The sequence below is a fragment of the Actinotignum schaalii genome, from assembly GCF_028864145.1.
GTDB classification, from domain to species: Bacteria; Actinomycetota; Actinomycetes; order Actinomycetales; family Actinomycetaceae; genus Actinotignum; species Actinotignum schaalii_B.
This window is the reverse complement of record NZ_JARBHJ010000001.1, coordinates 1-24,540: the sequence shown is the minus strand read 5'-3', so window position 1 is coordinate 24,540 and position 24,540 is coordinate 1. Positions and strand designations below refer to the sequence as shown.

Here is a 24,540-nt window from a genome sequence, read left to right as displayed (position 1 = left end):
GGCGCCAAGTCGATGTGCTCGAGTCGGGGGATGTTAGTGGCCGGTGCCAAACCGGCCAGACAGGCGGTTCAGCCGGTCCTGACTGGGACCGTCGAGCCCGATAATGGACACGGTTTTGCCTCTGTCCTGGAACTTCTGCGTAATCGCGTCAAAGGTCGCGACCGTGGAGGCATCCCAGATCTCCGCCTCAGTGAGATCAATAGTGATATGACGGGCAGAATCGGTGTAATCAAAGCGATAAACCAGGTCATTGCTTGATGCCCAGAACAACTGGCCATGCACCCGGTAGGTCCGCGTATCGATCTTCCCGTCGTGGTCGGTGTCGAGTTCGGAGACCTTTTCAATGGAAGCGATATGTGCCATCCGACGGGCGAACATGATCATCGCGGTGACCACACCCAACACCACACCAATGGCCAGGTTGCTGGTGGCTAGGGTGGCAATAATCGTCACGGCCATAACAATGGTCTCAGAGACCGGCATGAGCTTCAGGGTGCGTGGATGCACCGAGTGCCAGTCGATGGTGCCGACCGAGACCATGATCATGATTGCCACCAGGGCAGCCATCGGGATCATGCCAACGATGTCGCCCAGTGCCAGGACCAGGACCAGCAGGAACACACCGGCTAACAGGGTGGATAGGCGGGTACGTGCCCCGGATTCGCGGACGTTGATCATGGTTTGACCGATCATCGCGCAGCCACCCATGCCGCCGAAGAAACCGGAGGCAATATTAGCCACCCCCTGTCCCCAGGATTCACGAGTTTTATCGGAATGAGTGTCGGTGATGTCATCGACGAGCTTGGCGGTCATCAACGATTCCATGAGACCGACCACGGCCATGGCCAGGGCATAAGGCGCGATGATCTGCAGGGTCTCCAACGTCCACGGCACGTTCGGAATAAACAGGGACGGTAAGGTCTCCGGCATCTTGCCCATGTCCGAGACCGTCGGGACAGTCAAACCGGCGGCAATGACCAAACCGGTGAGCACGATAATCGTGACCAGCGGGGCGGGGATCACACTGGTGAGCTTGGGGAAGAAAATCATGATCACCACACCCAAGCCGACGAGTGGGTAGACTATCCAAGGCACATCAATGAGGTGTTCGAGTTGGGCGGTGAAAATCATAATGCCCAGTGCATTGACGAAACCCAGCATCACCGATCGGGGGATAAAACGCTGAAGTTTCGCCACACCGAGGGCGCCGAGCACGATTTGTAGGACACCGCCCAACAGGACGGTGGCGATGAAATAATCCATCCCGTAACCACGCGCCACAGGAGCAATGACTAGGGCAATAGCCCCGGTGGCGCCGGTGATCATTGCCGGGCGGCCACCGGTAAAGGCGATCGCAATGGCCATGACTACCGAGGAAAACAGACCCATGGCTGGGTCAACACCGGCAAGGATGGAAAAGGCAATGGCCTCAGGGATCAGCGCCAGGGATACCGCCAGTCCGGCCAGAATCTCTATACGGATACGGGCGGGGGGAAGAAAATGCGTAACGGAAGGATGCGATGATCCCGGTAGGGGCATCAGCGCCGTCTGGACTCAGGAGGGGGCGGGGGGCCGCCGTGCTAGTTTCAGTCATAGATGTCCAATCTTTGAGGGGATAGGTAACTGGGCGAACGCCCGAAAGGAATCCAACCCTCTAGTAACTTTAGGTTTGGTGATGGTGGTCATGGTAGCGGGAGTTTTACTCAACCGCCAACCCAGGCACAGGAACCCGTGGGCAACATCACCGTGAAGGAGAACAGGCAATGCAAAACAGTAATTTCAAGATCGGCGAGGTCGTTGACCAGACGGGGTTGTCGATTCCCACCTTGCGTTATTATGACAACGTCGGCCTGATTACCCCATCGGGGCGTAGCCCTGGTGGGTTCAGGCTTTATAGTGAGGCTGATGTACGTCGTGTTTTGCTGGTGCGACGGATGAAACCGCTGGGGTTTACTCTGGATCAGATGCGGGAATTCCTGGAAGCTGCGGAGATTCTTCATAGTTCAGATGGCGGGCAGGACAGTGATACCGCACAGCAGGCACGGAGTAATGCCAAGGCCACCCTTGCCGACATTCGTGAGGAGACGCGCACCCGCTACGAAAAGCTACGCAAGCAAATTGCCTACGCTGAGGAATTCCTCGATCTGGTCAACACCCTGGTACCCTAAACTGCCCCCATCCTTCGCAGGGAGAAAAAGACCATCGTATTGAATGCGCTCTGTCGAATCGCGTTCCAGATGAAGTGGACGAACGCCCGCGGCCTCTCCGGAGTGGATGGCGATAGTACAGAGGACTTCTGAAATCCGTGCAGACGACTCCTCAAAACGACACAGTCATCCAAGGTCACAAAATCGAAAATTGTCACTTAACCCCATCACTTCCAAACCGGCTTAAGTGACAAAATGCCATCGCTAAAGTCCCGATTTGAGTCCCAGGACGTGCGCCTTAAGAGAAATAACTAAAGCCCCTACCAGTGTTTCTCCTGGTAGGGGCTTGGAAGTTGGTAGCGGGGGCAGGATTCGAACCTACGACCTCTGGGGTAACAAGAGCCGTGTCATACTTCCTGCGAACGCCACGGTTGAGCAGTGTCGCCCCCGATACACGAAGGCAGATCTCCCCCGAACTGCCGGCTCCCGTGGCGTTCCTTCGTAAGAGCTTTGCGCGCCGCAGCGCATGCGCGCGATTGTTGACGTGTCACACACTGCAACCTAGTTCCACACGATCTGCACCGATTCAGGGTTAAAGGTCTTGGTGCCGCGCACGCCACGGCGCAGGCGCACCTGGCACAGGGTATTGATGACTCGGCGCTGCACGGCAAGCTCTGCGTTGTCGAAGGCATCCACGGGCGAGGCGTAGCCGGTTGTGTCGAGCAGCGCCGATGCGCCAGCAAGACGGGCACGGCGCGTTTCGAGTTTCTCGATCTGCGGCTCATAACGGTTTCGCGCGCGCTTGAGGTCACGGGCCTCGATAAGCTCCTCATCGTAGTCAGCCTGGACGCGGGCGAGCTTTGCGCGAAGCTCAGCGAGTTCGTCGTCGATGGCGTTGACCTCGTCGTCGTCCACAGTCGGCAGCAGGTCCGCCAGGTCGTCACGGCCAAGGCGGGCGCGGATCACGGCGAGCACAAAATCATCGACGCTATGTGTGCGCACTAATCCACAGGCGGCGCAGCGGTAGCGGTCGGCATGTGTGCGCACGGGGTTGCCACACTCGTCGCAGACATACAGACCCGAGCCGAGATGGCGGCGAGTGTTCCGGCGCTCCTTGTTGGTCAGCCGGTCGGGATCGTCGAGCACGTTCTGCACGCGCCACCACAGATCTGGTGTGACGATCGGCTCCCACTGCCCTTTCACCGGCTCGCCGGTATCGGGGTCGCGGACGATATGCGTGACACGGCGGTATTTGTTCTTCACGCCTTTGCGCTTGGCCTTCTTATAAGTGGAGTAACCCGCATACACGGGGTTGCGCAGGATCGAGTGCAACGACGTGTAGGCCCACGGCTGCGCGTCGGGAACCGGCTTTTCTTCCTGGCCTTCAGCGCGGCGTCGAGCGTTGCGCTCTGTGACCACGGTGTACATATGGCGCGGCGTGGTCGGGATATCCGGCAAGCCCGGTTGATCGACCCCAGATAAGGCGCGCGCAATGTCGCGCATGGAGTTGCCCCTCTCGACAGCGCGGAACATACCGAGCACGGCGGCGGCTTCGGATGGAATGATCTCGCCGGTGGAGGTGTAGCCGATAGGGCGCACACCGCCGGAGTACCAGCGGCCCTGCTCGGCGCGTTGCTGTTGCGCACGAGACTGGCGCATGCTCTTTCGCTCGATCTCGCCGCGTGCCACGGCTGCTTTGATGCGCGCGTACATTCTGCCGCCGTCGGTGGCAAGGTCAGCATCACCGTTCGCAGTGACGAGTTTCAGCCCCTGCTCCTCTGCCCTGTCGATCCACTCTTCGAGCTGCCAGGGCTGCCGTGTGAGGCGGTCGAGGTCCCAGCAAATGATCGCGTCGATCTCGCCGCGCTCAAAGGACGCCACCATCGCGTCGTAGTCGGGGCGGTCCACGTCCTTCTTCGACGCGGAGATCGACTGATCGACGTAGGTATGCACGACGTCCCAGCCGCGTTGCTCGGCAAGGGCTTCGCAGTCCTGGCGCTGCCGGTCGATGGCGAGGCCGTCCATGGCAGCATCGAGCGAGATACGGAGGTAAATAGCAGCACGTGTTGTCATGCCGCTAACACTAGCGCGCCTCAGGTTACATTGAAACGAAACTCCACCACGTCGCCATCCTGCATAACGTAATCCTTGCCTTCTTGGCGCAGCTTCCCGTGTTCGCGAGCGGCGGCTACTGAGCCGTATTCCACCAGGTCATCGAAAGAGACCACCTCGGCTTTAATAAAGCCGCGCTGGAAATCGGTATGGATGACACCGGCGGCCTGCGGGGCGGTATCGCCCTTGTGGATGGTCCAGGCGCGGGCCTCTTTGGGGCCGGCCGTGAGATAGGTTTGCAGGCCGAGGGTATCGAAGCCCACCCGAGCCAGCTGGTCCAGGCCGGATTCTTCTTGACCGGTGGCCTCCAGCATTTCCCGGGCTTCTTCTTCGCTGAGTTCCACCAGTTCCGCTTCGAATTTGGCATCGAGGAAAATGGCTTGGGCAGGTTTCACAAAGTCACGTAGTTCCTGCTGCATGGCGGTGTCAGCGAGGCCGTCGTCGTCGGTATTAAAAACGTAGATGAAGGGTTTCGAGGTCATGAGTTGGAAGGAACGCAGGGTGTCCGCGTCGAATTCGGCGGCGTGGTTGGAGAGCACTTCCCCCGCCTCGAGGAGCGCGTAGGCCCGCTGCGCCGCATCGAGTGTTTCCTTCGGGGTTTTCTTCCCCGTCACTTCCTTGGAGAGGCGCGGGATGGCCTTCTCCAGAGTTTGCATATCAGCGAGGATGAGTTCGGTGGTGACCGTTTCGATATCATCTTTCGGGTCCACGCGGCCCTCCACATGGACCACGTCCGGGTCGGCAAAAGCGCGGGTGACCAGGCAAATTGCATCCGCTTCGCGAATATTGGCGAGGAATTGGTTGCCCAGGCCCTCCCCCTTGGATGCCCCGCGCACGATTCCGGCGATGTCCACAAAATCGACCGTCGCCGGCAGGATTTTCTGAGATCCGAAAATTTCGGCGAGCTTGGCCAACCGCGCATCCGGGAGCGGCACCACACCCACATTCGGCTCAATCGTCGCGAAGGGGTAGTTCGCCGCGAGCACCGTTGCGCGCGTGAGCGCATTAAAAAGGGTCGATTTTCCGACGTTGGGAAGTCCTGCAATACCAATTGTTAAAGCCACGCCCTCCATTCTAGCTAAGAGAAAGGAGGGCGGGCTGCTATCCGGACGTACGCTAGTGGCGCGGAGCGCTACCGGGGTGCTGCGCTACTGCGCGGGCGCATCCATGGATTTCGGGGCGTGCCAAATATCTTCGCCGCGCAAAATTGCGTCCGCACCGCCGTCGATATACAGGATCTGCCCCGTGATGGTCCGCGAGAGTCCGGTCACGAAGAAGACGAGCGCATCGGCAATATCGCGAGCTTCCGAAGCGCCGTGGTACGGGGCGGGCAGCGCACCGAAAGCCTGCTTGCGCCCTTCCTCGGTAGAGAGGAGTTCTTTCGTCATGGGGGTGGCAACCACCCCCGGGCCCACCGCATTGAGCCCGACGCCGCGCCCGGCGAATTCCTCGCTCACGGCCGCGCGGCGCACCCACGTGGCAATCGCGCGCTTGGAGCACGCGTAATTCGCGTAGCCCTGCATCGGGCCCTGCGCGGCGAGTTCCTTGCCGTAAGCGAGCGCTTCTTCGCGCCGATCATCAAGGAGCAGCTGTACAAGCTTGGGATCGCTGGGTTGCAAACTGGCGCAGGAGGCAGTAATTACCGCGCGCCCGTTTTCCGCTTTTTCCAGGTAGGGAAGGAAAGCGCGGACGGTGTCGCGCGCACCGAAGAAATTCACTTTGAGATCGAGAGGTGAATTGCTCTGGGTTCCCGCATTCGCGATCACACCGTCAATCTGCGGGTACTTTTCCACCACCCGAGCGACCGCATCCGCGATCCCCTCCGGGCTGGATAGATCCGCCTCAAATTCCGCCCCGCGCAAATCAACACCGACGGGCGTATGCCCGCGTTCTTCCAGAATCTTCCCGCAGGCAGCGCCGATACCCGAGCCCATTCCGGTCACAACGATAGTAGACATGGTGTTCCTTTCTTCCCGGTGCCGCTTCTTCACGGCACCACCAGCGGTGACGTTAGCCCTAATTTTTTGTGATGAGATGTGCTATGTACCGCTACCTTGAAAGCTATCAAAGTCTGTCACGTGGAACAAGGGGCGACGACGCCAGCGCGCTTCCCTCCCATTTTTCTGTCGTAAGCGGGTGTTTGAATACCGCTATGGATATCTCGATTGTTATAGGTGCTCTTATCGCGGTGGGATGCGCGTGTTTCGCCTTGGGCTTCTTGAGCGCGCGAGTGCGCTTGGGTGGCGCAGTTTCGGCGCGGGAGCTGGCGCGGGTGCGCCACCAACTAGAGGAGGCGCAGCGCGATGCCGGGGCGGTGCGGGCGCACTTGGCGGCCGCCCAGGCCCGCTCGGATCGTTTAGAGGAGGAAAATAACGGGCTCATCGCCAGGGCTAAAACAGATAACAACATTTTGCGTTCCCTGGCACCTATTACCCAGCAGCTCACGGTGATGGAGCAGCGGGTCCGTGATGTGCAGGTCCTCCAAGGTGAACAGCGCACCGAAATCCGCACCCAGCTCACCGCGGCGGCCCGCACCCAGGAAGATCTCGCGCGGGCCACCCAGGCGCTGCGCGGGGCGCTGAGCTCCACCTCGGCGCGAGGAATGTGGGGTGAAGTGGAATTACGCCGGGTGGTGGAGGCCGCCGGGATGCTCCCCCACGTTGATTTTTCCGAGCAGGTTGCTTCACGTGCAGGCAGCGGGCACGGTAGCGGTACCGGGCTTTCGCGCCCGGATATGGTTATCCACTTGCCCGGCGGCGCACATCTCCCTCTCGATGCCAAGGTTCCCCTCACCGCTATGCTCCAGGCACAGGCCGCCCCGGCTACCACGGCGGAGGAAATCGCGCGGCGCCACGATCTCCTCAAACAGCACGCCAAGGCGGTGCGTTCCCACGTCAACGCGCTGGCTAAAAGGGATTACCCCGCACTTTTCCCAGGGTCACCCCGGCTCACGATTATGTTCCTTCCGGGAGAATCACTGCTCGCGGAGGCGCTGCGGGAAGATCCCCCGCTCCTGGAAGATGCCTTGGCCCTCGGGGTAGTCCCCGCTTCCCCAGCCTCGCTCCTGGCGCTGCTGCGCACCGTGGCAACACTGTGGGCCTCCAGCAAGATCAGTGAAGAAGCCGGACATATTATTACGCTCGGGCGGGAAATGACGGATCGGCTCCGGGTGGTGGCCGGCCACTTGGAAAAGCTCGGGAACTCTCTCACCTCAGCGGTCAAAAACTACAATTCCGCGCTCTCCTCTTTCGATTCGCGCGTACTGGTCACCGCGCGCCGCCTGGAAAGCCTAGATGCCGATTTTTCTACCCCGCTAACCATTGCTGCGGAAGAAGGTCAGGTCAAACGCTTCCACGATGCTGGGCTGCGCGAAGCGCTCGACGGCGAAGATGATCACGAAACACGGATTGTCCCGTAGCAGTGCGGGGCAAAACATGGCACGATAACTGATATGGCTTCAACAACTCCGGTACCCGCAACCCTGCCGCAACGGGCTGCGCAGACAACACCGGATCACCCGTGGCCGCTACGCCTGCTCTCGGTAAAAATCCGGGAATATGTGGCGAAAATGTCGCGGTTATGGGTGGAAGGCGAAGTCATTACCCTCCAGCGCCGCCCCGGAGCAAAAGTCCAGTTCCTCACCTTGCGGGATTTGGAAGAAAACGTCTCTATGACGGTTAAAATACTCAGCCACCTACTTCCCGCAACCGTCACTTCCGGAAGTCGGGTGGTGGTGTGGGCCGTTCCCGATTTTTATACCGGTAATGGCTCGCTATCCCTGTGGGCACAGGAAATCCGCCCCGTTGGCGTGGGTGATATTCTCGCGCGTTTGGAGGCTCTGAAAGCCAAACTCGCTTCCGAAGGACTGTTTGCACCGGAACGTAAAAAGCCCCTCCCCTTCCTACCCCGCACGGTGGGTCTTATCGTGGGGCGCAATACCAAAGCGAAAGAGGATGTCATTATTAACGCCTCGCTGCGCTGGCCCGGGGTACGTTTCGAGGTGCGCGAAGTAGCAGTACAGGGCCGGGATGCCGTGGCCCAGATGATTCCGGCCCTGCGCGAGCTAGATGCCCACCCGGGAGTGGATGTCATTGTGCTGGCGCGCGGGGGCGGGTCCGTGGAAGACCTCCTCCCCTTCTCCGATGAGCACCTCGTGCGTGCTATTGCGGCTACCCACACTCCGGTGGTCTCCGCTATCGGGCATGAAGGCGATAATCCCATCAGTGACTACGTGGCAGATCTACGAGCTTCCACGCCCACGGATGCCGCCAAGCGCATCGTTCCGGATCGGGAAGCTGAACGTGAAGGGGTACAGGCAGCCGTGCGCCGCTTGCGCCAGGGTATGCGCCATCGACTCGACCGTGCCACCAAAGAACTCGAAGCATTACGCGCCCGGCCCGTCCTGGCCCGCCCCCGAACTATGGTGGAAGTGCGCGAACAGGATATCCAGTCGTTGCGCTCCTGGCTGCGGGCCCATATCCGGCGCGATATGGCTTCCAGCTCCCAAGATATCTCCTCACTTCTTTCCCAGCTGCGGGCCCTCTCACCCCAGGCAACACTGCAACGCGGGTATTCGGTTATCCTAAGCGGGGACAACAGAGTAGTCTCACAAGAAAACGACGTCCGAATCGGAGAACACCTGCGTGCCATTTTGGCCGCCGGAACCCTCCATCTCGAAGTGAAAGGGAGCGCGCATGGTAGCTAAGGGAACCACTCCTGAGGGCTTCGCACCCCCGGCACCAGCGCCAGACTCACCCCACGCATCAGGCGCATCCGTACCCCGCCCGCGCGAAGATATTGAGGCGCGCGTGGCTACCCTCAACTACGAAGAAGCCCGGGCCCGACTTGTCGATATTGTTTCCCGCCTGGAGCAGGGCTCCATCCCTCTCGAAGAATCCCTGCGACTGTGGGAGGTAGGGGAATCTCTGGCCCGCCACTGCCAGAGCTGGCTTGATGGCGCTGCGGCCCGTATTGATGCGGCCGAACGCGGCGAAAGCCTCGCGGATCTCTCCGACTCGACTAGCTCGGTTACCGCTCCAGCCCAGGCCGCGGGGCCGGCAAGAACCACAGGAACCCCTGTTCCGCCTACCGCTCCCACTCATCAAGCCCCCTCGACCGCGGTACAAGCAAGCGGCTATCAGGCACCTGCACCCGCTATCCCACCGCAGGCATCCAAAGAAGACCGGGTGGCTGCCCTACGGGAAGCGGTACGCGAAGTACGCGCCGAAGATGTACCGGCTATTCAGGCAGCTCCTCAACCCGTACCCGAGGCCGCATCAGCCCCCGCTACCCAACGCGGTGCGGCAGCCCCCGCTACCCAACGCGGTGCGGCAGCTCCCCCCGGCGCACCCGGTGGCGCCACCGCTCACCCGCAGCCTTCCGTTACGAACCCGCCGGCCGGCGATGATGACGATTTCGACCCGGAAGAATTCGCGGACGGAACGGGTCTTGATACCACCCCACTCACCCGCCATCCCGAGGATTTCGCATGACAGTTCTTGTCATTGGCGATGCCATCGCCAACCAGCGCGAACAGGAAACCCCTTTTCGTGCCGGTACCATGTTTAAGGTGGCGGTTAATCTAGCCCACCTGGCACGCGAAGTGCGAATGGTCACCGATATCTCCGAAGCCTCCGATCCGCAGGTCGTGCGTGATTACGCCGCCGAGCACGGCGTAGAGCTCCTCTTGCGCCCCGCTTCACCTCCGGCCAGCGCCGCTCTCCCCTCCGGCTTGCCCACCCCACCCCCGGCTGCTTTCACCGAAGCTCATTACGGGGAGGGACACGGGGATCCGGAAGAAAGCTGGGATATTTTGCCGGCTCCGGAACGTGGCGCCCGCAAACTAGATTTTGATCTCTTCAGCCCCTCGGCCACTATTTTCGGTGGAGATGCCTGCCATGCCATGCCCGCAGCCCACACCGTCCGCGAATGGCTGCGGGTGTGCCGATCCACCTCCACCATCATCTACTCGCCGGCGCTGCGCCACCCCCGGGCCCGCAACCTGGATCGGGTCCGTATCCAAGCCGAAAGTTTCTTGCAGCTGAGTGACGTCGTCGTCGCAACCTCAAAAGACATCCGGCTTCTCTACGGTATCAGCGGCCCCGAAAATGAGTTCGCCGCGGTGGCCGAACACTGGTTCAGTTTCGGGCCGCGGCTCGTGGCTATTCTTCTTGAGGACGGTGCCGCGCTCATGATTACCGCCTCGGGTGACCGCCTCCACGTAGCTTCCCTCCCGCGCCCCTTTGTGGATGTTGCGGGAGCTCGCAGCGCTTTTATAGCCACCACCATCGATACCCTGGACCGGGTGAGTCTGCTCGGGCGGGAAGCCAGCCCCGGACTCGCCACCATGTCCATGTCCCACCTGTACACCGTGGGGGCTTTCGCCACCACCGCGCGCAGCCTCATGACCGCACATGCAGGCTGGGAACCGCTCACCCGCAATGAACTCAGCGAAGGCTTCTTCGAATACCAGAGCCGCGAAGGTCTAATTTAGCGCGCTTCAACGGGCATAGGCGCCACGGTCACGGTGTTATAAGAGCTTGATTTTGTAGCGCCCGGCCTAGCGCCCGCGGCGTCGATCACGCTGCGTATAGTCACGTAGCGCGCGCAAAAAATCCACGCGCCGGAAATCCGGCCAGTAGGTTTCGCAGAAATAGAGTTCGGTGTGCACGGACTGCCAGAGCATAAAACCGCTCATGCGCTGCTCCCCGCTCGTGCGAATCACCAGGTCAGGATCCGGTTGGCCACGGGTATAAAGATGATCGGTAATATCCGCGAGGGAAAAATCTTCGGCAACCTCCGCGAGGCTACGCCCGGCTGCTGCTTGGTCGCGCAGGTAGGAACGCACCGCGTCGGTAATTTCTTGACGCCCGCCGTAGCCCACCGCAATATTCACATGTAAACCGGTACAGGCTTCGGTACTCGCGGCCGCGGCACGCAGGCGCTGGGCATATTCCTCACTAAGAAGATCGAGATTCCCCACCGCCACCAGGCGGAAACGGCTAGAGCGCGCCAGATTTTCGACAGTTTCACAGATGATGCTCAGTAGCGGACCCACTTCTTCGGCTGCCCGGGAAAGATTATCCGTGGAGAGCAACCACAGGGTCACCACCTCAATTCCAGCGTCTTCACACCAACCGAGGACTTCAGCGATACGCTCAGCCCCCGCCCGGTGACCGAAGGTAGCAGATTCACCCAGTTCCCGCGCCCAACGGCGGTTTCCGTCCAGCATAATTGCCACATGCTGCGGCATACGCTTCCCGGAAAGCTCACGCACCAAGCGGCGCTCATAGGCTGCGTAGAGCCATGATGACATTCCCACGCTCTTCCCCTCCCTCGTTCTAGCCACTGTGGCACGAGCCGCGCCCGGCAAGGCTGCACCCGAGCCGCACCCCGTCAGAACCGGAGCCGAGCCGCGCAACCAGATGCCTAACCGTTTAACTGTAGCCCGCCCATCCTGGGGGAACAGGAAAAGATACCCGGAAAATATTCAGGGAAGCGGCGTACACTTGCGCCAGCGACTCAAAGCGGTGCGGCGAACCGGAGCCACACCTCCCGCCTTGCCCACCGCCGCGTTTGTTGATCTTCGGACATCCCGGAGGTATTCACCGACCACGTGGGGAGCACCATGACCCGTCCTTGTCACGCCACTAGCGAACGCCACGCGAATACCCTCTCTCAGCCACCACATGGCGAAAAGAAAGACCGGAACTCTCGTGCCGCAGCAGGGCGGCCCCGGGCAGCGCACAATTTACCTTCGCTACCCGCATCCTTACTCCCGAAACCGGCTCTGCGCGGCTGGCAGCACGCCATTATTGCCCCACTCTCACTGGCAAATATGATCGTGCAAATAGTTTTCGCGCCCACTGCCGCCCTCACCATCGGAGTCATCGTGTTCGGGCTGAGCGCCGTCGTGCTATTCGGGCACTCTGCGGTATATCACCTGGGTTCGTGGGGGCCGAAAGTGCACGCTATTTTACGGCGCCTGGATCACTCGAATATTTTCTTGCTCATCGCCGGAACCTACACCCCGCTCTCCCTCGCCCTGCTACCGGGCGGCACCGCCGCGCTGGTACTGGCCATTGTGTGGAGCGGGGCGCTCGGCGGGATTGCGCTTTCCAATTTCTGGCCGGCGGCACCGCGCTGGCTGTACGTTCCCCTCTATATTGCGCTCGGATGGGTGGCCATCTGGTTCCTCCCCGATATGTGGGAAGCCGGTGGCCCGGCTATCGTCTGGCTCATCATTGCCGGCGGGATCTGCTACACAGTAGGTGCGCTCGCCTACGCTTTCCGCTGGCCCAATCCCTGGCCGCGCACCTGGGGATTCCACGAATTCTTCCATTCCGGAACAGTGGCGGGTTACGCCTGCCACGCGGTGGCGGTCTGGCTTACCCTCTTTGCTGTCGCATAATAAGCCCAGGCAGCGCAGTGGTGCCGGCCGCCTCAGCGCCAACGGCTAGCCAGCCCGCCGCCCGCCTACTCCCCGCGACCCGCAAGGGCGCGGGCGACGTCGTACCCCTCCTCTAGAATGGTGCGCAGCATCACACGAAACTTCTCAGGCACAGGAGCGAAAATGAGCACAAAGAAAAACGCGGAGGCGCGGGACCGGGAAAGTAGCTGGACCACGGCACCCGGTATTGCGCTGCAAATCCGGGCTGGTTTTCAGATCGCCTCCGTTGCTACCGGATCCACACCTGGCTGGCACGGGGATAAAAAGGCCGGGAAAGCCGCCATGAAGGAGCGTGGGAAGCTCCTTGCGGAGCTGCAAGAACGGCTCTATGCCGAAGCGCGTCAGGGCGGCGAGCGGCGAGTGCTGCTCATCGTGCAGGGGATGGATACCGCAGGTAAGGGCGGTATTTGCCGGCATGTGCTCGGGATGGTCGATCCGCAGGGCGTGCATCTCCGGTCTTTCGGGGTACCCACCGCGGAGGAACTCTCCCACGATTTCCTGTGGCGGATTCGGCGTGCGCTACCACCGGCCGGGATGATCGGGGTTTTTGATCGCTCGCATTATGAAGATGTGCTGGTCGGGAAGGTAGATGAGCTGGCCACTCCCGCGGAAATTGAGGAGCGGTACGAAAAAATCAATGAGTTCGAACGTGAACTCGTGGATGCTGGATATACGCTCGTCAAGGTGGCCCTGCTTATCGGCTATGAGGAACAGGGTTTCCGGCTGCTGCGCCGGCTGGCGCGCCGCGATAAACACTGGAAGTATTCGCCTTCTGATGTGGCCGCGCGCGCCCAGTGGCCCGCCTATATGGATGCCTACCAGGCGATGTTCGAGCGTACCTCCACGGAATATGCCCCGTGGTATGCGGTGCCGGCAGATCGTAAATGGTTCGCGCGGCTCGCGGTAACCGAGCTCCTCGCCCAGGCGCTGGCCCGGCTGGCTCCGCGCTGGCCGGAGGTCCGCTGGGATCCGCGTACCCAGGCCGCGCAGGTGCTCGCCACCATGCCCCGCCACACCGCGCAGCTCTCCGTGGAAGAACTCCGTGCGGAGGCGGAGGATGTCGCCGCTGAATCCGAGGATTACCGCAACGGCGTGGAAAAGCTCATCACGCAAGACGCCCGCAAAGATGCCGGGGAACGGGTGGGGAACGGGCAGTAACTAACGGTAACGCGCTGCCGCCGGTTCTTCGCTCTCCAGTCCGGGTACCCGCGCGAAGAGGTCCGTTTCACCCTCCGTTGGGGCCGGACCCACGGTGGAGGCCGCCAGGTAGAAATCCTCGTGCGGCCACACCTGCGCCTCCAGATCCCGCGGCGCAGCGAAGAAAAGCCCGTTCGGGTCGATTTGAGAAGCATGGGCACGCATGGCCGCATCACGTAGTGGGAAATATGCGACGACGCCGACCCGGGTGCTTGCGGCATGCCGCGGGCGCGGGAATTGCGCGGCCTCCTGGAGCCACTCCGTAAATGGGCTGACCTGGCCGGCTGCGAGAATCGCTTCGTGCAAAGCGCTCAGCCGGGTGAAGGAAAGATTGGCGTCGTAATAAAGTTTGGAGATCTTCCAGGGCTCACCCAGCTCCGGCCAGCACGGCTCTCCCGCCAGCCGCACCGCCGCGAGGGTCGCGGTATGGGTGCGCACATGATCGGGATGCGGGTAGCCGCCGTTTTCGTCATAGGTGGTCACCACCTGGGGCCGGAATTCGCGGATTTGGGCCACGAGGGCGCGGTGTACATCCGTATCCGCGGCCCGAGCGAAACTATCGGCGGGCAGCTTAACATCCGGGTAGCCCTCGGGGAGTCCGGAATCCACAAAGCCGAGGAAAACGTGCTCAATACCGAGAATGCGGGCTGCTGCCGCCATTTCTTCCCGGCGTAGCTGCGCCATGGTGCGCCCGGCCAGAGCTGCGCCGTCGAATAAAGGATTGAGGATATCTCCGCGTTCTCCACCCGTGCAGGTGACCACCCGGACCCGGCCGAGGCGGGCGTATTTAGCCAGCGTAGCTGCGCCTTTTGATGATTCATCGTCCGGGTGGGCGTGGACGCTAAGGAGGCGGCGTTCGTCCATTATCCTTCTCCTTCCGCAGCTGGCTTTTGGGCTTAGCTCGCGGGTTTTGTGCTAGTGATACGGGCCTGTGGACGTGCGCTCATGGGCGCGGCTGCCACCGGGCCGATTCACCGCGCTACTCTACCAAGATGCTCCGGGCACTGCCGCGGGGCGATAACGGAGTGGAACACGGCTGGGTGCCGGGAGGGAATCGTGGGATCGTGACATGGTGGAATCTTGGAATACGCACGGGAATGTTGCAAGCCGCGGAAGGCTGGTATGCTTAGCCGGAGAAACATGCCTGTCAGGGCATGAATTTTTTTATCCGAGTGGGGCGTCCCACCCGCGCCCAGCGCTCGGGCCCCCGCAACCGCATCGCCGCACGAAGGCGTGCCGAGCTGCGCCGCGCGAGCGCGGACTCATAACCGAATGACCAACCGGGTAGGTGCATATCTCGCACCCACCCCGTGACGAGAAAGAGAAGAGATGTCTGAAAACACCAAGGGAGCGTGGCTCTCCCCCGAAACGTATGAGCACCTCAAGGCCGAACTCAATGACATGATTACCGTCCAGCGCGCGGAGATCGCCAAGAAGATCGAAGCGGCCCGCTCGGAAGGTGACCTGCGGGAGAACGGTGGCTATCAGGCGGCTCGCGAAGAGCAGTCGAAACTGGAGGGGCGGATCGTAGAGCTGACCGCTCTGCTGGAAAACGCCCATGTATCCGAGCCTCCCTCGGGTGATGAGGTGGCCTCCGGCACGGTTGTGACAGCCACCATTGGCGGCATGGAAGAAACCTTCCTCCTCGGTTCGCGGGAGGCCGCGGATATTGTGGGGATGGAAGTGTATCCGGAAAGCGCGCCGCTCGGGCAAGCAATCCTGGGCCTGAAGAAGGGGGAGAAAACCACCTTCAAGAACCGCCTGGGCCGCCCCGTCAAGGTGGAAATCCTTGATATCAAGCCCTACGAAGGCTAGGAAGCTAGAAGGCTAAGGTGCCACGCGAAGGCACCAAGGAAAGCGGAAAGCAAGGCGAACATTTAGGTAAGAGCTAAGGAGCTGATCGTGAATCTGTCTGCTACCCCCGCACTGCCCGGCCGGCCCGATCCGATTAATCCGAATCCGGCGCCGCACGTGGTTCTGGGTACGCCCGTGCTTGCCGAACCCGGTCCGGGTGAGGAGCTTATCTACCTGGCCTCCGGGTGTTTTTGGGGTGCGGAAAAGCTGGCTTGGGAGGCCGGAGCGCTGAGCACCGCGGTTGGCTATATGGGCGGCACCACGCCGAATCCCACGTACGCGGAGGTGTGCACGGGCCGCACCGGGCACGCGGAAACGGTGCGGGTGGTTTTTGATCCGCGTGTGCTTCCGCTGGAGAAGTTACTTCAGCTTTTCTTCGAGTCCCATGATCCGACCTCACTTAACCGGCAGGGAAACGATGTGGGCACCCAGTATCGCAGCGCTATTTTTACGACGACGGACATCCAGGAGCGCACCGCTCGGGCCATGATTGCCGGTTATGAGGATGTTCTTCGGGCGGCCGGGCGGGGAGCTATAGTGACGGAAGTGGTACCGGCCCTGGCTGCCGGGCCTTTCTACCTGGCCGAAGAGGAGCACCAGGGATATCTTCATAAGGTTCCGCACGGCTACCAATGCCATGCGCGCACTGGAATCGCCTGCCCGCTCCCGGGTGCTGGCCCGCTCGGCTAGCCCCGGACCATTACCAGAAACCACCGAAGGCCGGGACGGATGTTTTTCCGTCCCGGCCTTCGTTTGAGCTATCAGCCTTAGTTCCGCGAGGATGCGGCCAGGTAGGCCACGATGCGCAGTACTTCAAGGTAGATCCACAGGACCGTCATAACGATGCCGAAAGCTGCCGTCCACGCGAATTCTTTCGGGGCGTGGCGTTCCACCGCGAGCTTGGCGGTTTCCAGATCTGAGATGAGCACGTAGCCTGCCACCGCGATCATAACCAGACCGAGGATGATTCCGAGGTGGAAGCCACCCACCGTAATATTACGCAGCGAGTTGGTCACGCCGGTCAGCATAAGAATGAGGTTGACGAAACCGAAGATAATGTAGGCGATCATGATGGTAAGGACCACGCGCCGGCCCTTGGCCGTGGTGCGGACCTTGCCGGACATGTGGAGGAACACCGCCACACCCACCACAATCGCGGTACCCAGAATCGCTTGGAAAGCGACCCCCGGATAGAGAGTGTCAAAAGCATTGGTGATCGCACCGAGAGCCACGCCCTGGAAAAGGGAGTAGGCAATCGAGATACCCGGGCCAACCATCGGGCGCCAAGCCCCGAACATGCCCACCGCGAAAGCGATGAGGGAGGCCGGGATAGCGAGCATCATCGCGTAGTCCAGCGGCACGAAAAGCATGGTGGCCGCGCCGGCAACGATGGAGACCGCCAGCAGAATCGCGGTTTTCACCATGGCATCGTCATAGGTCATGGTGGCGGTAGCCGGAGCCCCGAAAGCACCGGGCTGCCCGTAGCCGCCCGCGTACTGGTCATAGTCCTGCTGCGGATAAGCCTGACCGTAGTCCGGATGCGCAAAATTGTACTGGTTGTGCCAGCCGGGCTGTTCCGTACCGTAACCGCTCGGCTGTTCATAAACACCCGGGCCGGCCTGGTACCCCTGGCGCGGTTCCGTTGCAATATTGCCACCGCGGAACTGCTGGTTCGGTGTGGCAGCACCCTTGCGGAAATACGGGTTGTTACTCATCACGGGATTCGACAAAATACCCTCCTGTATTGTGGTGGACCGCCGGATAGGCGGCCCGCCTACTGTCAGACGCGACCATCGTCCGGTTAGCATCCAGGTTATGTAGAAACTTGGTTATAACTCGTCCACTATCGTCTCCAGGGTTATTCTCAAGCCCGTGCCTGAATTTTTCCTGAAAGACTTCTTGGTTTTCCTCAATCAGCCTAAGATCACTGTTTCCGGGAATAAACCGGAATAAACCCGGAACCACCTCCGCGATTACCCCCGAGCATCAGCTCCCGAAACATGGTATATCCAATCAGTACCCCCGGACGGACTCGAACCGACACTGAACCGATTTTAAGTCGGGTGCCTCTGCCAATTGGGCTACGGGGGCTGAACATGCGAGCACGCCGGCCCGTATGAACATCCCTAGAATACTACCTTGTTGCCCCACCCTGTAGAGTAGGAGGGATCCTAAGCGCGTCGCTTCACCGGCTTTTACCTGAGAAGGGGCCGCCGGCCGCTAGCTGCGCCGTCGTACCACCAAAACCTGGGCAGACAGAATCGAGAGGGAATGACACAGCGCGAGAACCACGACACCACTCACGAATCGGCCACCACACCCGAATCCACCGCGGAAACCGGGCAGCGCAAGCTCCGCACGGGCCTGCGCCGGGTGGGGAAACTCGCAGCGCCGGTCACACGCTACAGCGAGGCACTGCGTAATGAATCTTTTGCCGGGCTGGTCTTGGTCATTTCGGCGGTCGTGGCGCTCATCTGGGCCAATTCCCCGGGCCGCGATACTTATTTCGCGCTGGCAGCCACGAAAATCGGTCCGGAAAGCTTAGGGCTCCACCTGGACCTGGCGCACTGGGCAGCGGATTTCGTGCTCGCACTTTTCTTCTTCGTGGTGGGCATGGAACTCAAGCAGGAATTCACCATCGGTTCCCTCAACGACCCGCGCAAAGCAGCCCTGCCGGTGCTGGCTGCGGTGACCGGCATGCTCGGGCCGATCGCGGTGTATTGCGCCACCCAGGCCATTTCCGGCGCCCATATTTATGACGGGTGGGCCATTCCTGTTGCCACCGATATCGCTTTCGCGCTCGGGGTGCTGGCGCTGGTGGGTAAAGGGCTACCGAAAGCCGCCGGTATTTTCCTCATGACGCTCGCGGTGGCCGACGACCTGGGCGGAATTATCGTCATCGCGATTTTCTTCTCGGAGGGGGTCAACGTGCTCTTCCTGGGCGGCGGCTTGCTGGTGGCGGCCGTGTTCGGGCTGCTGTGCTGGAAAGGTTGGAATCGCTGGTGGTTGCTGTGGCCGCTCGCGTTGGTGTGCTGGTACTGCTTCTTCCGCGCCGGAGTACACGCCACCATTTCCGCGGTAGTCCTCGGCTTCATGATCCCCACGTCCACCACCGACGCGGATGACACTCCGCTCACGGAACGCTATAGCGAACGGCTTATTTTCTGGTCGGCCGGGATTGCGCTACCCATTTTCGCCTTCTTCGCCGCGGGTGTGAATATTACCGATGCCGGCGGGATCACCGCGCTGCTCGCCGACCCGGTTGCCATCGGCATCTACCTAGGTCTCCCGCTGGGCAAATTCTTCGGCATTTTCTGCGGCACCTGGCTTTTCGTGAAAGTTTTCCGCCTTAAATTGGGCGAGGGCCTGCACCTGGGCGATATTTTCCCCATGTCGATTTTGGCCGGCATCGGCTTCACGGTATCGCTACTTATCGCGCAGCTCTCCTTCGCGCCCACCGACCCGCACGAAGCTCACGCGCGCGTGGGCGTACTCCTCGGCACACTACTCTCTGTGGTTCTCGGGGCACTCGCTACCCGGGTGCGGGTGCGGCATCACCGCGCCGCCGGTACCTTGCACGACGACGCCGCCAGTAGCAGCCCGGACTCTGCCTCCTAAGCGGCGGGTCGGGCGGGAGGCTGGGGTTCCCGGGCAGCCCACAGGGCCAGGCCGTCAAGGATGTCGTGTTCCGAGGTGGTGATGGTGGCGAGCGGGCGGCCCGCGGCGGCGCGGCGCTGGGCGATGCGGCGCACCACTTCTTGCCAGACCAGCGCCCCGGCTCCGATCACGGGGGCCCGCCCCGGGTGCATAAAGCCGAGCGCGGCGCGCTCCTCTAGGGGCGCGTGGATAAACCAGTCGGTGACCTTCTCAATACTGGCGAGCGGCATCGCGGTGCCGTGCACGGCCGCCGAATCGTAGGTGTCCAGGCCCAGCCAGGTGGCGGTTACCGAGGTGACGGTACCGGCCACCCCGACCACCTGTTCGGCCTTCCCGAGGGGAACGTGCTTCTCTGCTTCGTCCAAGGCCGCGCGGATATCGGCGCGGGCGTTTTCTAGTTCGCTCGGGGTGGGCGGATCGTGACGCAGGTGGCGTTCGCGCATCCGCACCGAGCCAATATCCATGGAATGGCTGGCTATCACGCTGCCGTCCGCGCGCCCGAGCACGAGTTCGGTGGAGCCACCCCCGAGGTCAATAAGGAGCACCGGGGAGGTGGGCGAACTCAGCGCGGAAATTGCGCCGGAGAAAGACGTCTGGGCTTCTTGGGCGCCGGTGAGCACCTGGGGGCGCACCCCGATCCGGGCCACTACCCCATCGAGGAAGTCCGCCCGGTTGGAGGCATCACGCGTAGCGGAGGTGGCAGCGAAGCGAATGGACGTCACCCCCGCTTCCCGGCAGAGGCGCGCGTATATATCAACCTGGTTGAGGGTGCGTTCGAGGGCTTCGGGGGCGAAGTGCCCGGTAGCATCCACCCCCTGACCCAGGTACACAATTTCCATCTGGCGGGTGACGTCACTCAGGGCGCTGCCGTCCGTTCCGGGAACATCGGCAATGAGGAGGCGAATGGAATTGGTGCCGCAGTCAATACCGGCAACCCGCTGCGAGGGCGCGGCGGGTGCATCCTCGCAGTGGCAGGTGGTGGCGTCCCAGCCGACGAGCTCAAGGGCACGGTCCCCCAGCGGGCATACTCCCCGCCCCGCGCTCAGCGCGTAGCCGGCCAGCGCGTGCAGGCATTTGACCCGCTCGGGCATACCCCCGGCGGATACCCCGGCAATTTCCGGGACCTCACCGAGCAGGGAGCGGCGCGCTATATAGGATTCGTGGGCGGCCAGGTGAGCGGCGCGCAATGCGGCGTCGTCGGATAAAGCAGCGGTCATGGTGGCCATTTCCCCGCGCGCTTCCAGGCGAGAAATCTCTTTGACCAGGTAGGGCAGGCACAGGTAGAAGAGGGTCGGAAAGGGTTCGCCGTGGCCGAGACGCGGCAGGGTGATGGTGACCGCGGGGCGGCCGCAGGCGCAGCGTGCCCCGATGCCGACGAGGCCGCGCGGAACGCGCCCGAGTTGGGCGGCTACCTCGGGGCGGTCGGTGGGACGTAGCGGGGTGGCATTCGCGGCAATGCGGGTGAGGAGCTCCGGGGTGACGTCGCGCTCGGTGAGGACATCGGTCATGCTTATTCTCCTTCGGGGGCGGGCGCGGTATCGGGTGCCTGGTTTGCGGCGTCTTCCGGCGCGGGTTGTTCTGCGGGTTGTTCTGCGGACTGATCTGCCTGGGCGGGAGCCGAGCCATCCGCCGGGGTTTCGACTTCCGGTTGCGTGGCTCCAGCCGGTTGCGGCGTGGGCGGCGTGTACATTGGGGCTTCGTCCGGGTTATCGATCTGCCCGTCCACGGAATTACCCGCGATGGTGATGGAATCCCAGCCGGTGATGTACCACGGAGTATTCGCGCGACGTTCGCGATTGACGGTGGCGACCCGTTCTTCCAGCTGCTCCTGGGCGGTGCCCTCGTTCGGGTCCGCGCCCACGAAGAGCCGCTGGCCGGGAACAACGTAGCCGAGCCGCACCCGAGCCTGGGCCCGCACGTAATCCGGGTCGTTCCACAGGGCCTTTTCCACTTCGAGTTCCCGGGTGTGCTGCTGCACATTTTCCAGCTCCGCACGCACCGCCCGCAATTCGTGCTGCTGTTCTGAGAAGCGCGAAACCGTGGGGGTCACAATAATAATGGCGAGGATCGTAAAAAGCGCGATAGCTACGGCTCGCAAGCTCACGGTGTGCTGGCGCTGGCCGGATTCCACTTTTATGGCCCGGCGCTGACCTTTTCTCCCGCCTTTGTTCGCTGGCGTACCGCCCCGCCCGGGCCGGCTGCTTTTATCCGAGCGGTTACTGGCGGCTTGGCGCTGATTTCCCCCCTGCCACGGTTTTCCTCCGGTGCGGGGCTTGGTTCCGGGCCGCGGGGTAGCACCCGGGCGTGATGGCGTTTCACTGCGGTAAGCAGCCCCGGCGCGAGCCGGAGAGCTGGCTGAACGAGCAGCCGAGTGAGGTGAACGGGCTGCTGAGTGGGCTGAACGCGCCTGCGCATCGCCGCGCGCTCCCCTATCGGGTCGCTTCGGTTTCCGACTACCTGCTTTACCGCGCGGCATGAGGTCGGATCCTTTTCGCCGGGTACCACTTGAGCGGGGGTTTGCCCCGGCGTCCCGGGGATTCGGCGCAGCATCCCTGCGGTTTAGCGCCGCGTCGCGGCGCTTCGCCTGATTTCCTTGGTTCGCTTCAGATCCTTGATTCCCCAGAACTCCGCGCGCGGAGATGCGGCGGTTACGCTCGGGGCGCGAGGGGGGACGGCGAACACTCATGGCTACCAGTCTAGGCGCCCGGCATCACCGCCCGCGAATAGGGCGCGCCCCCGCCAAGGTCACACAATGCAACCTAGTGATCAAGTCCCTCACAGCAACCTGACGACATCAAAACAATTTCTCAACGTAGCTGCCGTTGCATTTTGTTTTCGGGTAAACGCGACGATCATCCCCTAAGAATCTCACGAGTTTCACAACGCCCAATAGTCACACGAGGCCCAGGCCGGGCAGTATATGTTTTCAGAGATGTAGTGCAGATGTCGTACATGCGAAGTACACCTCGGAAAAACACCCCGCACCTGCCGCCGCGGCGATTCGGATGCGCGCACCAAACGGCCACCCAACAAAGCGCCGCCCCTTCCCCGAAAGGAAGGAGCGGCGCTCAGCGCTATCCGTGGGCCACCGGGCTACCTGATTACCCAGCTAGCCAGCCCGGAGCTTCCAGAAGCTTAGGCCTTGAAGCGCGGGAAAGCAGCGCGACCGGCGTAGACTGCGTCCTCACCGAGTTCATCTTCGATGCGCAGCAGCTGGTTGTACTTGTTGATGCGCTCGCCGCGGGCCGGAGCACCGGTCTTGAGCTGACCGGAGTTGGTGGCCACCGCGAGATCCGCAATCGTGGTGTCCTCGGTTTCGCCGGAGCGGTGCGAGGTCATCGTGCGGAAGCCGTTGCGGTGCGCGAGCTCCACGGCTTCGAGGGTTTCGGTCAGCGAACCGATCTGGTTCACCTTCACCAGGAGCGCGTTCGCGGCCTTGGTTTCGATGCCCTTCTGGAGGCGGGTGGGGTTGGTGACGAAGAGGTCGTCACCAACGATCTGGACGCGGTCACCGATTTCGGAGGTGAGCTTCTTCCAGGCGTCCCATTCGTCTTCCGAGAGCGGATCCTCGATGGACACGAGCGGGTACTTCTCCACGAGCTCTTCGTAGTAGGCGATCATTTCGTCCGAGGACTTGGTGCCGCCCTCAAACTTGTAAACACCGTTCTCGAAGAATTCGGTGGCGGCAACGTCCAGGGCAAGACCGAAGTCCTTGCCCGGGGTGTAGCCGGCGCGCTCGATCGCTTCGACGATGAGGTCCAGAGCTTCGGCGTTGGAATCAAGGTTGGGTGCAAAGCCGCCCTCATCGCCCAGGCCGGTGGCCAGACCGCGTTCCTTGAGAACGCTCTTGAGGGTGTGGTACACCTCAGCACCCCAGCGCAGCGCTTCCTTGAAGGTTTCGGCGCCGATCGGGGCGATCATGAATTCCTGAATATCAACGTTGGAATCGGCATGCGACCCACCGTTGAGGATGTTCATCATGGGAACGGGCAGGATGTGGGCGTTCGGGCCGCCAATGTAGTGGTAGAGCGGCAGGCCGGCCGATTCGGCGGCGGCGTGCGCCACGGCGAGGGACACACCCAGGATGGCGTTCGCGCCGAGCTTGCCCTTGTTATCCGTGCCGTCCAGGTCAATGAGCAGCGCGTCAAGAGCGCGCTGATCGTTGGCGTCCATGCCAATGATTTCCGGAGCGATGATTTCATTCACCGCTTCCACTGCCTGCTCGACACCCTTACCGAGGTAACGACCCTTATCACCGTCACGCTTTTCCACGGCTTCAAAGGCGCCGGTGGACGCGCCGGAGGGAACCGATGCGCGCTTGTAGGTGCCATCATCCAGGACAACTTCAACCTCAACGGTGGGGTTGCCACGGGAGTCGAGAATTTCGCGGGCGTTAACTGCCTCAATGAATGCCACAGGTACTCCTTCATATAGACCGTGCCACATAGTTGTGGCTACCTGCGCGGAATATCCGCTGTTTCTATTGTCTCTCAAAACACCCGCGCGCGTCATGCTCAGGCCGTGATTAACTCGGCGTTTTCGCCCTGAGCCGCGAAGATTTTCGCGCACTCGGGACTTTGGCACCGCGCGCGAACCGCCCGGGTGCTAACTAGCTCACGCACTTGCGCGGAGAGTTTAGTGCGCCGTGGTTTCTTCCGCTGCGCCGTTAGGTACGACGACGCCGCCCGCCCCGCTCCCCTCCTCTTTCACCACCGAGGTCAGCACGGGGTGAGCCAGGAAAGCGATGAGCGCGGCAACCCCGGCCAGCTGCAGGGTAAAGATGTCCATGAGCACCTTGACCACATAGGCCAAGCCAACCTTGACCGGATCCGCGGTGCCAGCGGAAAGCTCATTGAGCTCCAGCATGGCGAAGGGCCCCGCAATCTGGAGGAAAATCGCGATGACCAACAGCGCACCCGCAACGCCGTACGTGCGCCGCGCAAAATTCTTAAGCAGACTCTGACCCAGGCTCATCGTTATAACAACTCCTTTGTTGTACTTTCCGTCATTCTAACCTGACTTGGCTCATCTTAGTCAGGTTTTGGCAGTGACTCGATAAGCACGGCCACGTCCGCCGGCGGCGGGGTGTGAGCATGAACGACCTGCCCGCCTACCTCCAGCGTG

The 24,540-nt window shown here is 61.7% G+C and carries 21 protein-coding genes and 1 tRNA gene; 10 read left to right on the top strand and 12 right to left on the bottom strand.

Going from position 1 to position 24,540, the window contains the following annotated elements; genetic code table 11:
• Window positions 1-33 precede the first annotated feature (33 nt).
• The gene (locus PWJ82_RS00115) at window positions 34-1,539 is read right to left on the bottom strand and encodes a SulP family inorganic anion transporter (RefSeq protein ID WP_274734789.1); all 1,506 of its coding nucleotides are present in this window, start codon (window positions 1,537-1,539) and stop codon (window positions 34-36) included.
• 224 nt (window positions 1,540-1,763) lie between these two features.
• On the opposite strand from PWJ82_RS00115, the gene PWJ82_RS00110 reads away from it, so the two are divergent.
• Window positions 1,764-2,168 (top strand): MerR family transcriptional regulator, encoded by a 405-nt coding sequence (locus PWJ82_RS00110; RefSeq protein WP_048733850.1) that lies wholly within the window; start codon window positions 1,764-1,766, stop codon window positions 2,166-2,168.
• A 540-nt stretch (window positions 2,169-2,708) separates the two neighbouring features.
• Here PWJ82_RS00110 and PWJ82_RS00105 read toward each other — a convergent pair.
• From PWJ82_RS00105 to PWJ82_RS00095, 3 genes are all read right to left on the bottom strand, one after another.
• Window positions 2,709-4,220, bottom strand: coding sequence for a recombinase family protein (locus tag PWJ82_RS00105; protein ID WP_070421670.1), 1,512 nt, complete (start codon window positions 4,218-4,220; stop codon window positions 2,709-2,711).
• A gap of 20 nt (window positions 4,221-4,240) precedes the next feature.
• On the bottom strand, window positions 4,241-5,323 hold the full coding sequence (gene ychF / locus PWJ82_RS00100) for a redox-regulated ATPase YchF (protein WP_274734784.1): 1,083 nt from the start codon (window positions 5,321-5,323) through the stop codon (window positions 4,241-4,243).
• Between the two features lie 84 nt (window positions 5,324-5,407).
• Window positions 5,408-6,217, bottom strand: a complete 810-nt coding sequence (locus PWJ82_RS00095; RefSeq protein ID WP_274734233.1) for an SDR family oxidoreductase — start codon at window positions 6,215-6,217, stop codon at window positions 5,408-5,410.
• Between the two features lie 194 nt (window positions 6,218-6,411).
• Between PWJ82_RS00095 and rmuC the strand changes: the two genes are divergently transcribed.
• From rmuC to PWJ82_RS00075, 4 genes are read left to right on the top strand one after another with little or no spacing between them, the layout of a single operon-like run.
• Window positions 6,412-7,677, top strand: coding sequence for a DNA recombination protein RmuC (gene rmuC, locus PWJ82_RS00090; protein ID WP_274734783.1), 1,266 nt, complete (start codon window positions 6,412-6,414; stop codon window positions 7,675-7,677).
• A 33-nt stretch (window positions 7,678-7,710) separates the two neighbouring features.
• Window positions 7,711-8,964 (top strand): exodeoxyribonuclease VII large subunit, encoded by a 1,254-nt coding sequence (xseA, locus tag PWJ82_RS00085; RefSeq protein ID WP_274734782.1) that lies wholly within the window; start codon window positions 7,711-7,713, stop codon window positions 8,962-8,964.
• The gene (locus tag PWJ82_RS00080; protein WP_274734781.1) at window positions 8,954-9,751 is read left to right on the top strand and encodes an exodeoxyribonuclease VII small subunit; all 798 of its coding nucleotides are present in this window, start codon (window positions 8,954-8,956) and stop codon (window positions 9,749-9,751) included. Before xseA ends, PWJ82_RS00080 begins: the two co-directional genes overlap by 11 nt.
• Complete coding sequence (locus tag PWJ82_RS00075) at window positions 9,748-10,752, top strand: hypothetical protein (protein WP_274734779.1); 1,005 nt, start codon at window positions 9,748-9,750, stop codon at window positions 10,750-10,752. Before PWJ82_RS00080 ends, PWJ82_RS00075 begins: the two co-directional genes overlap by 4 nt.
• Window positions 10,753-10,818: 66 nt before the next feature.
• Here PWJ82_RS00075 and PWJ82_RS00070 read toward each other — a convergent pair whose 3' ends face one another.
• A complete protein-coding gene (locus PWJ82_RS00070; protein WP_274734778.1) occupies window positions 10,819-11,574 on the bottom strand; it encodes an isoprenyl transferase in 756 nt (251 codons plus the stop codon).
• 312 nt (window positions 11,575-11,886) lie between these two features.
• Here PWJ82_RS00070 and trhA point away from each other — a divergent pair, with 312 nt between their 5' ends.
• Complete coding sequence (trhA, locus tag PWJ82_RS00065; RefSeq protein ID WP_274734777.1) at window positions 11,887-12,669, top strand: PAQR family membrane homeostasis protein TrhA; 783 nt, start codon at window positions 11,887-11,889, stop codon at window positions 12,667-12,669.
• Window positions 12,670-12,831: 162 nt separating this feature from the next.
• A complete protein-coding gene (locus PWJ82_RS00060) occupies window positions 12,832-13,866 on the top strand; it encodes a PPK2 family polyphosphate kinase (RefSeq protein ID WP_274734775.1) in 1,035 nt (344 codons plus the stop codon).
• Here the strand turns inward: PWJ82_RS00060 and mca are convergent, their stop codons facing one another.
• The gene (gene mca / locus PWJ82_RS00055; protein WP_274734774.1) at window positions 13,867-14,769 is read right to left on the bottom strand and encodes a mycothiol conjugate amidase Mca; all 903 of its coding nucleotides are present in this window, start codon (window positions 14,767-14,769) and stop codon (window positions 13,867-13,869) included. It lies immediately after the preceding gene.
• Window positions 14,770-15,234: 465 nt separating this feature from the next.
• Here mca and PWJ82_RS00050 point away from each other — a divergent pair, with 465 nt between their 5' ends.
• Together PWJ82_RS00050 and msrA are read left to right on the top strand one after the other, a co-directional pair.
• A complete protein-coding gene (locus PWJ82_RS00050) occupies window positions 15,235-15,720 on the top strand; it encodes a GreA/GreB family elongation factor (protein WP_016443212.1) in 486 nt (161 codons plus the stop codon).
• Window positions 15,721-15,807: 87 nt separating this feature from the next.
• On the top strand, window positions 15,808-16,449 hold the full coding sequence (gene msrA / locus PWJ82_RS00045) for a peptide-methionine (S)-S-oxide reductase MsrA (RefSeq protein ID WP_274734771.1): 642 nt from the start codon (window positions 15,808-15,810) through the stop codon (window positions 16,447-16,449).
• 77 nt (window positions 16,450-16,526) lie between these two features.
• Here the strand turns inward: msrA and PWJ82_RS00040 are convergent, their stop codons facing one another.
• Entirely contained in the window at window positions 16,527-17,474 is a 948-nt protein-coding gene (locus PWJ82_RS00040) for a Bax inhibitor-1/YccA family protein (RefSeq protein ID WP_274734770.1), read from the bottom strand.
• A 302-nt stretch (window positions 17,475-17,776) separates the two neighbouring features.
• A tRNA-Leu gene (locus PWJ82_RS00035) sits at window positions 17,777-17,850 on the bottom strand.
• A gap of 180 nt (window positions 17,851-18,030) precedes the next feature.
• Here PWJ82_RS00035 and nhaA point away from each other — a divergent pair.
• On the top strand, window positions 18,031-19,377 hold the full coding sequence (nhaA, locus tag PWJ82_RS00030) for a Na+/H+ antiporter NhaA (RefSeq protein ID WP_274734769.1): 1,347 nt from the start codon (window positions 18,031-18,033) through the stop codon (window positions 19,375-19,377).
• Here the strand turns inward: nhaA and PWJ82_RS00025 are convergent.
• The 4 genes from PWJ82_RS00025 to PWJ82_RS00005 form a co-directional block, all read right to left on the bottom strand.
• The gene (locus tag PWJ82_RS00025) at window positions 19,374-20,924 is read right to left on the bottom strand and encodes a DUF501 domain-containing protein (RefSeq protein ID WP_425536583.1); all 1,551 of its coding nucleotides are present in this window, start codon (window positions 20,922-20,924) and stop codon (window positions 19,374-19,376) included. The genes nhaA and PWJ82_RS00025 overlap by 4 nt on opposite strands.
• Before the next feature lie 2 nt (window positions 20,925-20,926).
• Window positions 20,927-21,520 carry an FtsB family cell division protein gene (locus PWJ82_RS00015; RefSeq protein ID WP_274734857.1) on the bottom strand — a complete coding sequence of 198 codons (594 nt, stop codon included), beginning with the start codon at window positions 21,518-21,520 and terminating at the stop codon, window positions 20,927-20,929.
• 1,031 nt (window positions 21,521-22,551) lie between these two features.
• Window positions 22,552-23,832, bottom strand: a complete 1,281-nt coding sequence (gene eno, locus PWJ82_RS00010; RefSeq protein WP_016443220.1) for a phosphopyruvate hydratase — start codon at window positions 23,830-23,832, stop codon at window positions 22,552-22,554.
• A 219-nt stretch (window positions 23,833-24,051) separates the two neighbouring features.
• Window positions 24,052-24,390, bottom strand: coding sequence for a hypothetical protein (locus PWJ82_RS00005; RefSeq protein WP_274734768.1), 339 nt, complete (start codon window positions 24,388-24,390; stop codon window positions 24,052-24,054).
• Between the last annotated feature and the right edge of the window lie 150 nt (window positions 24,391-24,540).

Excerpts from the sequence above, each read along its gene's own strand:
- trhA (WP_274734777.1), top strand. The coding sequence starts at position 11,887 with ATGACCCGTCCTTGTCACGCCACTAGCGAACGCCACGCGAATACCCTC.
- PWJ82_RS00080 (WP_274734781.1), top strand. The coding sequence starts at position 8,954 with ATGGTAGCTAAGGGAACCACTCCTGAGGGCTTCGCACCCCCGGCACCA.
- PWJ82_RS00105 (WP_070421670.1), bottom strand. The coding sequence starts at position 4,220 with ATGACAACACGTGCTGCTATTTACCTCCGTATCTCGCTCGATGCTGCC.
- PWJ82_RS00075 (WP_274734779.1), top strand. The coding sequence starts at position 9,748 with ATGACAGTTCTTGTCATTGGCGATGCCATCGCCAACCAGCGCGAACAG.
- PWJ82_RS00095 (WP_274734233.1), bottom strand. The coding sequence starts at position 6,217 with ATGTCTACTATCGTTGTGACCGGAATGGGCTCGGGTATCGGCGCTGCC.
- PWJ82_RS00005 (WP_274734768.1), bottom strand. The coding sequence starts at position 24,390 with ATGAGCCTGGGTCAGAGTCTGCTTAAGAATTTTGCGCGGCGCACGTAC.
- PWJ82_RS00070 (WP_274734778.1), bottom strand. The coding sequence starts at position 11,574 with ATGTCATCATGGCTCTACGCAGCCTATGAGCGCCGCTTGGTGCGTGAG.
- mca (WP_274734774.1), bottom strand. The coding sequence starts at position 14,769 with ATGGACGAACGCCGCCTCCTTAGCGTCCACGCCCACCCGGACGATGAA.
- PWJ82_RS00060 (WP_274734775.1), top strand. The coding sequence starts at position 12,832 with ATGAGCACAAAGAAAAACGCGGAGGCGCGGGACCGGGAAAGTAGCTGG.
- PWJ82_RS00025 (WP_425536583.1), bottom strand. The coding sequence starts at position 20,924 with ATGACCGATGTCCTCACCGAGCGCGACGTCACCCCGGAGCTCCTCACC.
- PWJ82_RS00115 (WP_274734789.1), bottom strand. The coding sequence starts at position 1,539 with ATGCCCCTACCGGGATCATCGCATCCTTCCGTTACGCATTTTCTTCCC.
- PWJ82_RS00050 (WP_016443212.1), top strand. The coding sequence starts at position 15,235 with ATGTCTGAAAACACCAAGGGAGCGTGGCTCTCCCCCGAAACGTATGAG.
- rmuC (WP_274734783.1), top strand. The coding sequence starts at position 6,412 with ATGGATATCTCGATTGTTATAGGTGCTCTTATCGCGGTGGGATGCGCG.
- nhaA (WP_274734769.1), top strand. The coding sequence starts at position 18,031 with ATGACACAGCGCGAGAACCACGACACCACTCACGAATCGGCCACCACA.
- PWJ82_RS00040 (WP_274734770.1), bottom strand. The coding sequence starts at position 17,474 with ATGAGTAACAACCCGTATTTCCGCAAGGGTGCTGCCACACCGAACCAG.
- xseA (WP_274734782.1), top strand. The coding sequence starts at position 7,711 with ATGGCTTCAACAACTCCGGTACCCGCAACCCTGCCGCAACGGGCTGCG.
- PWJ82_RS00110 (WP_048733850.1), top strand. The coding sequence starts at position 1,764 with ATGCAAAACAGTAATTTCAAGATCGGCGAGGTCGTTGACCAGACGGGG.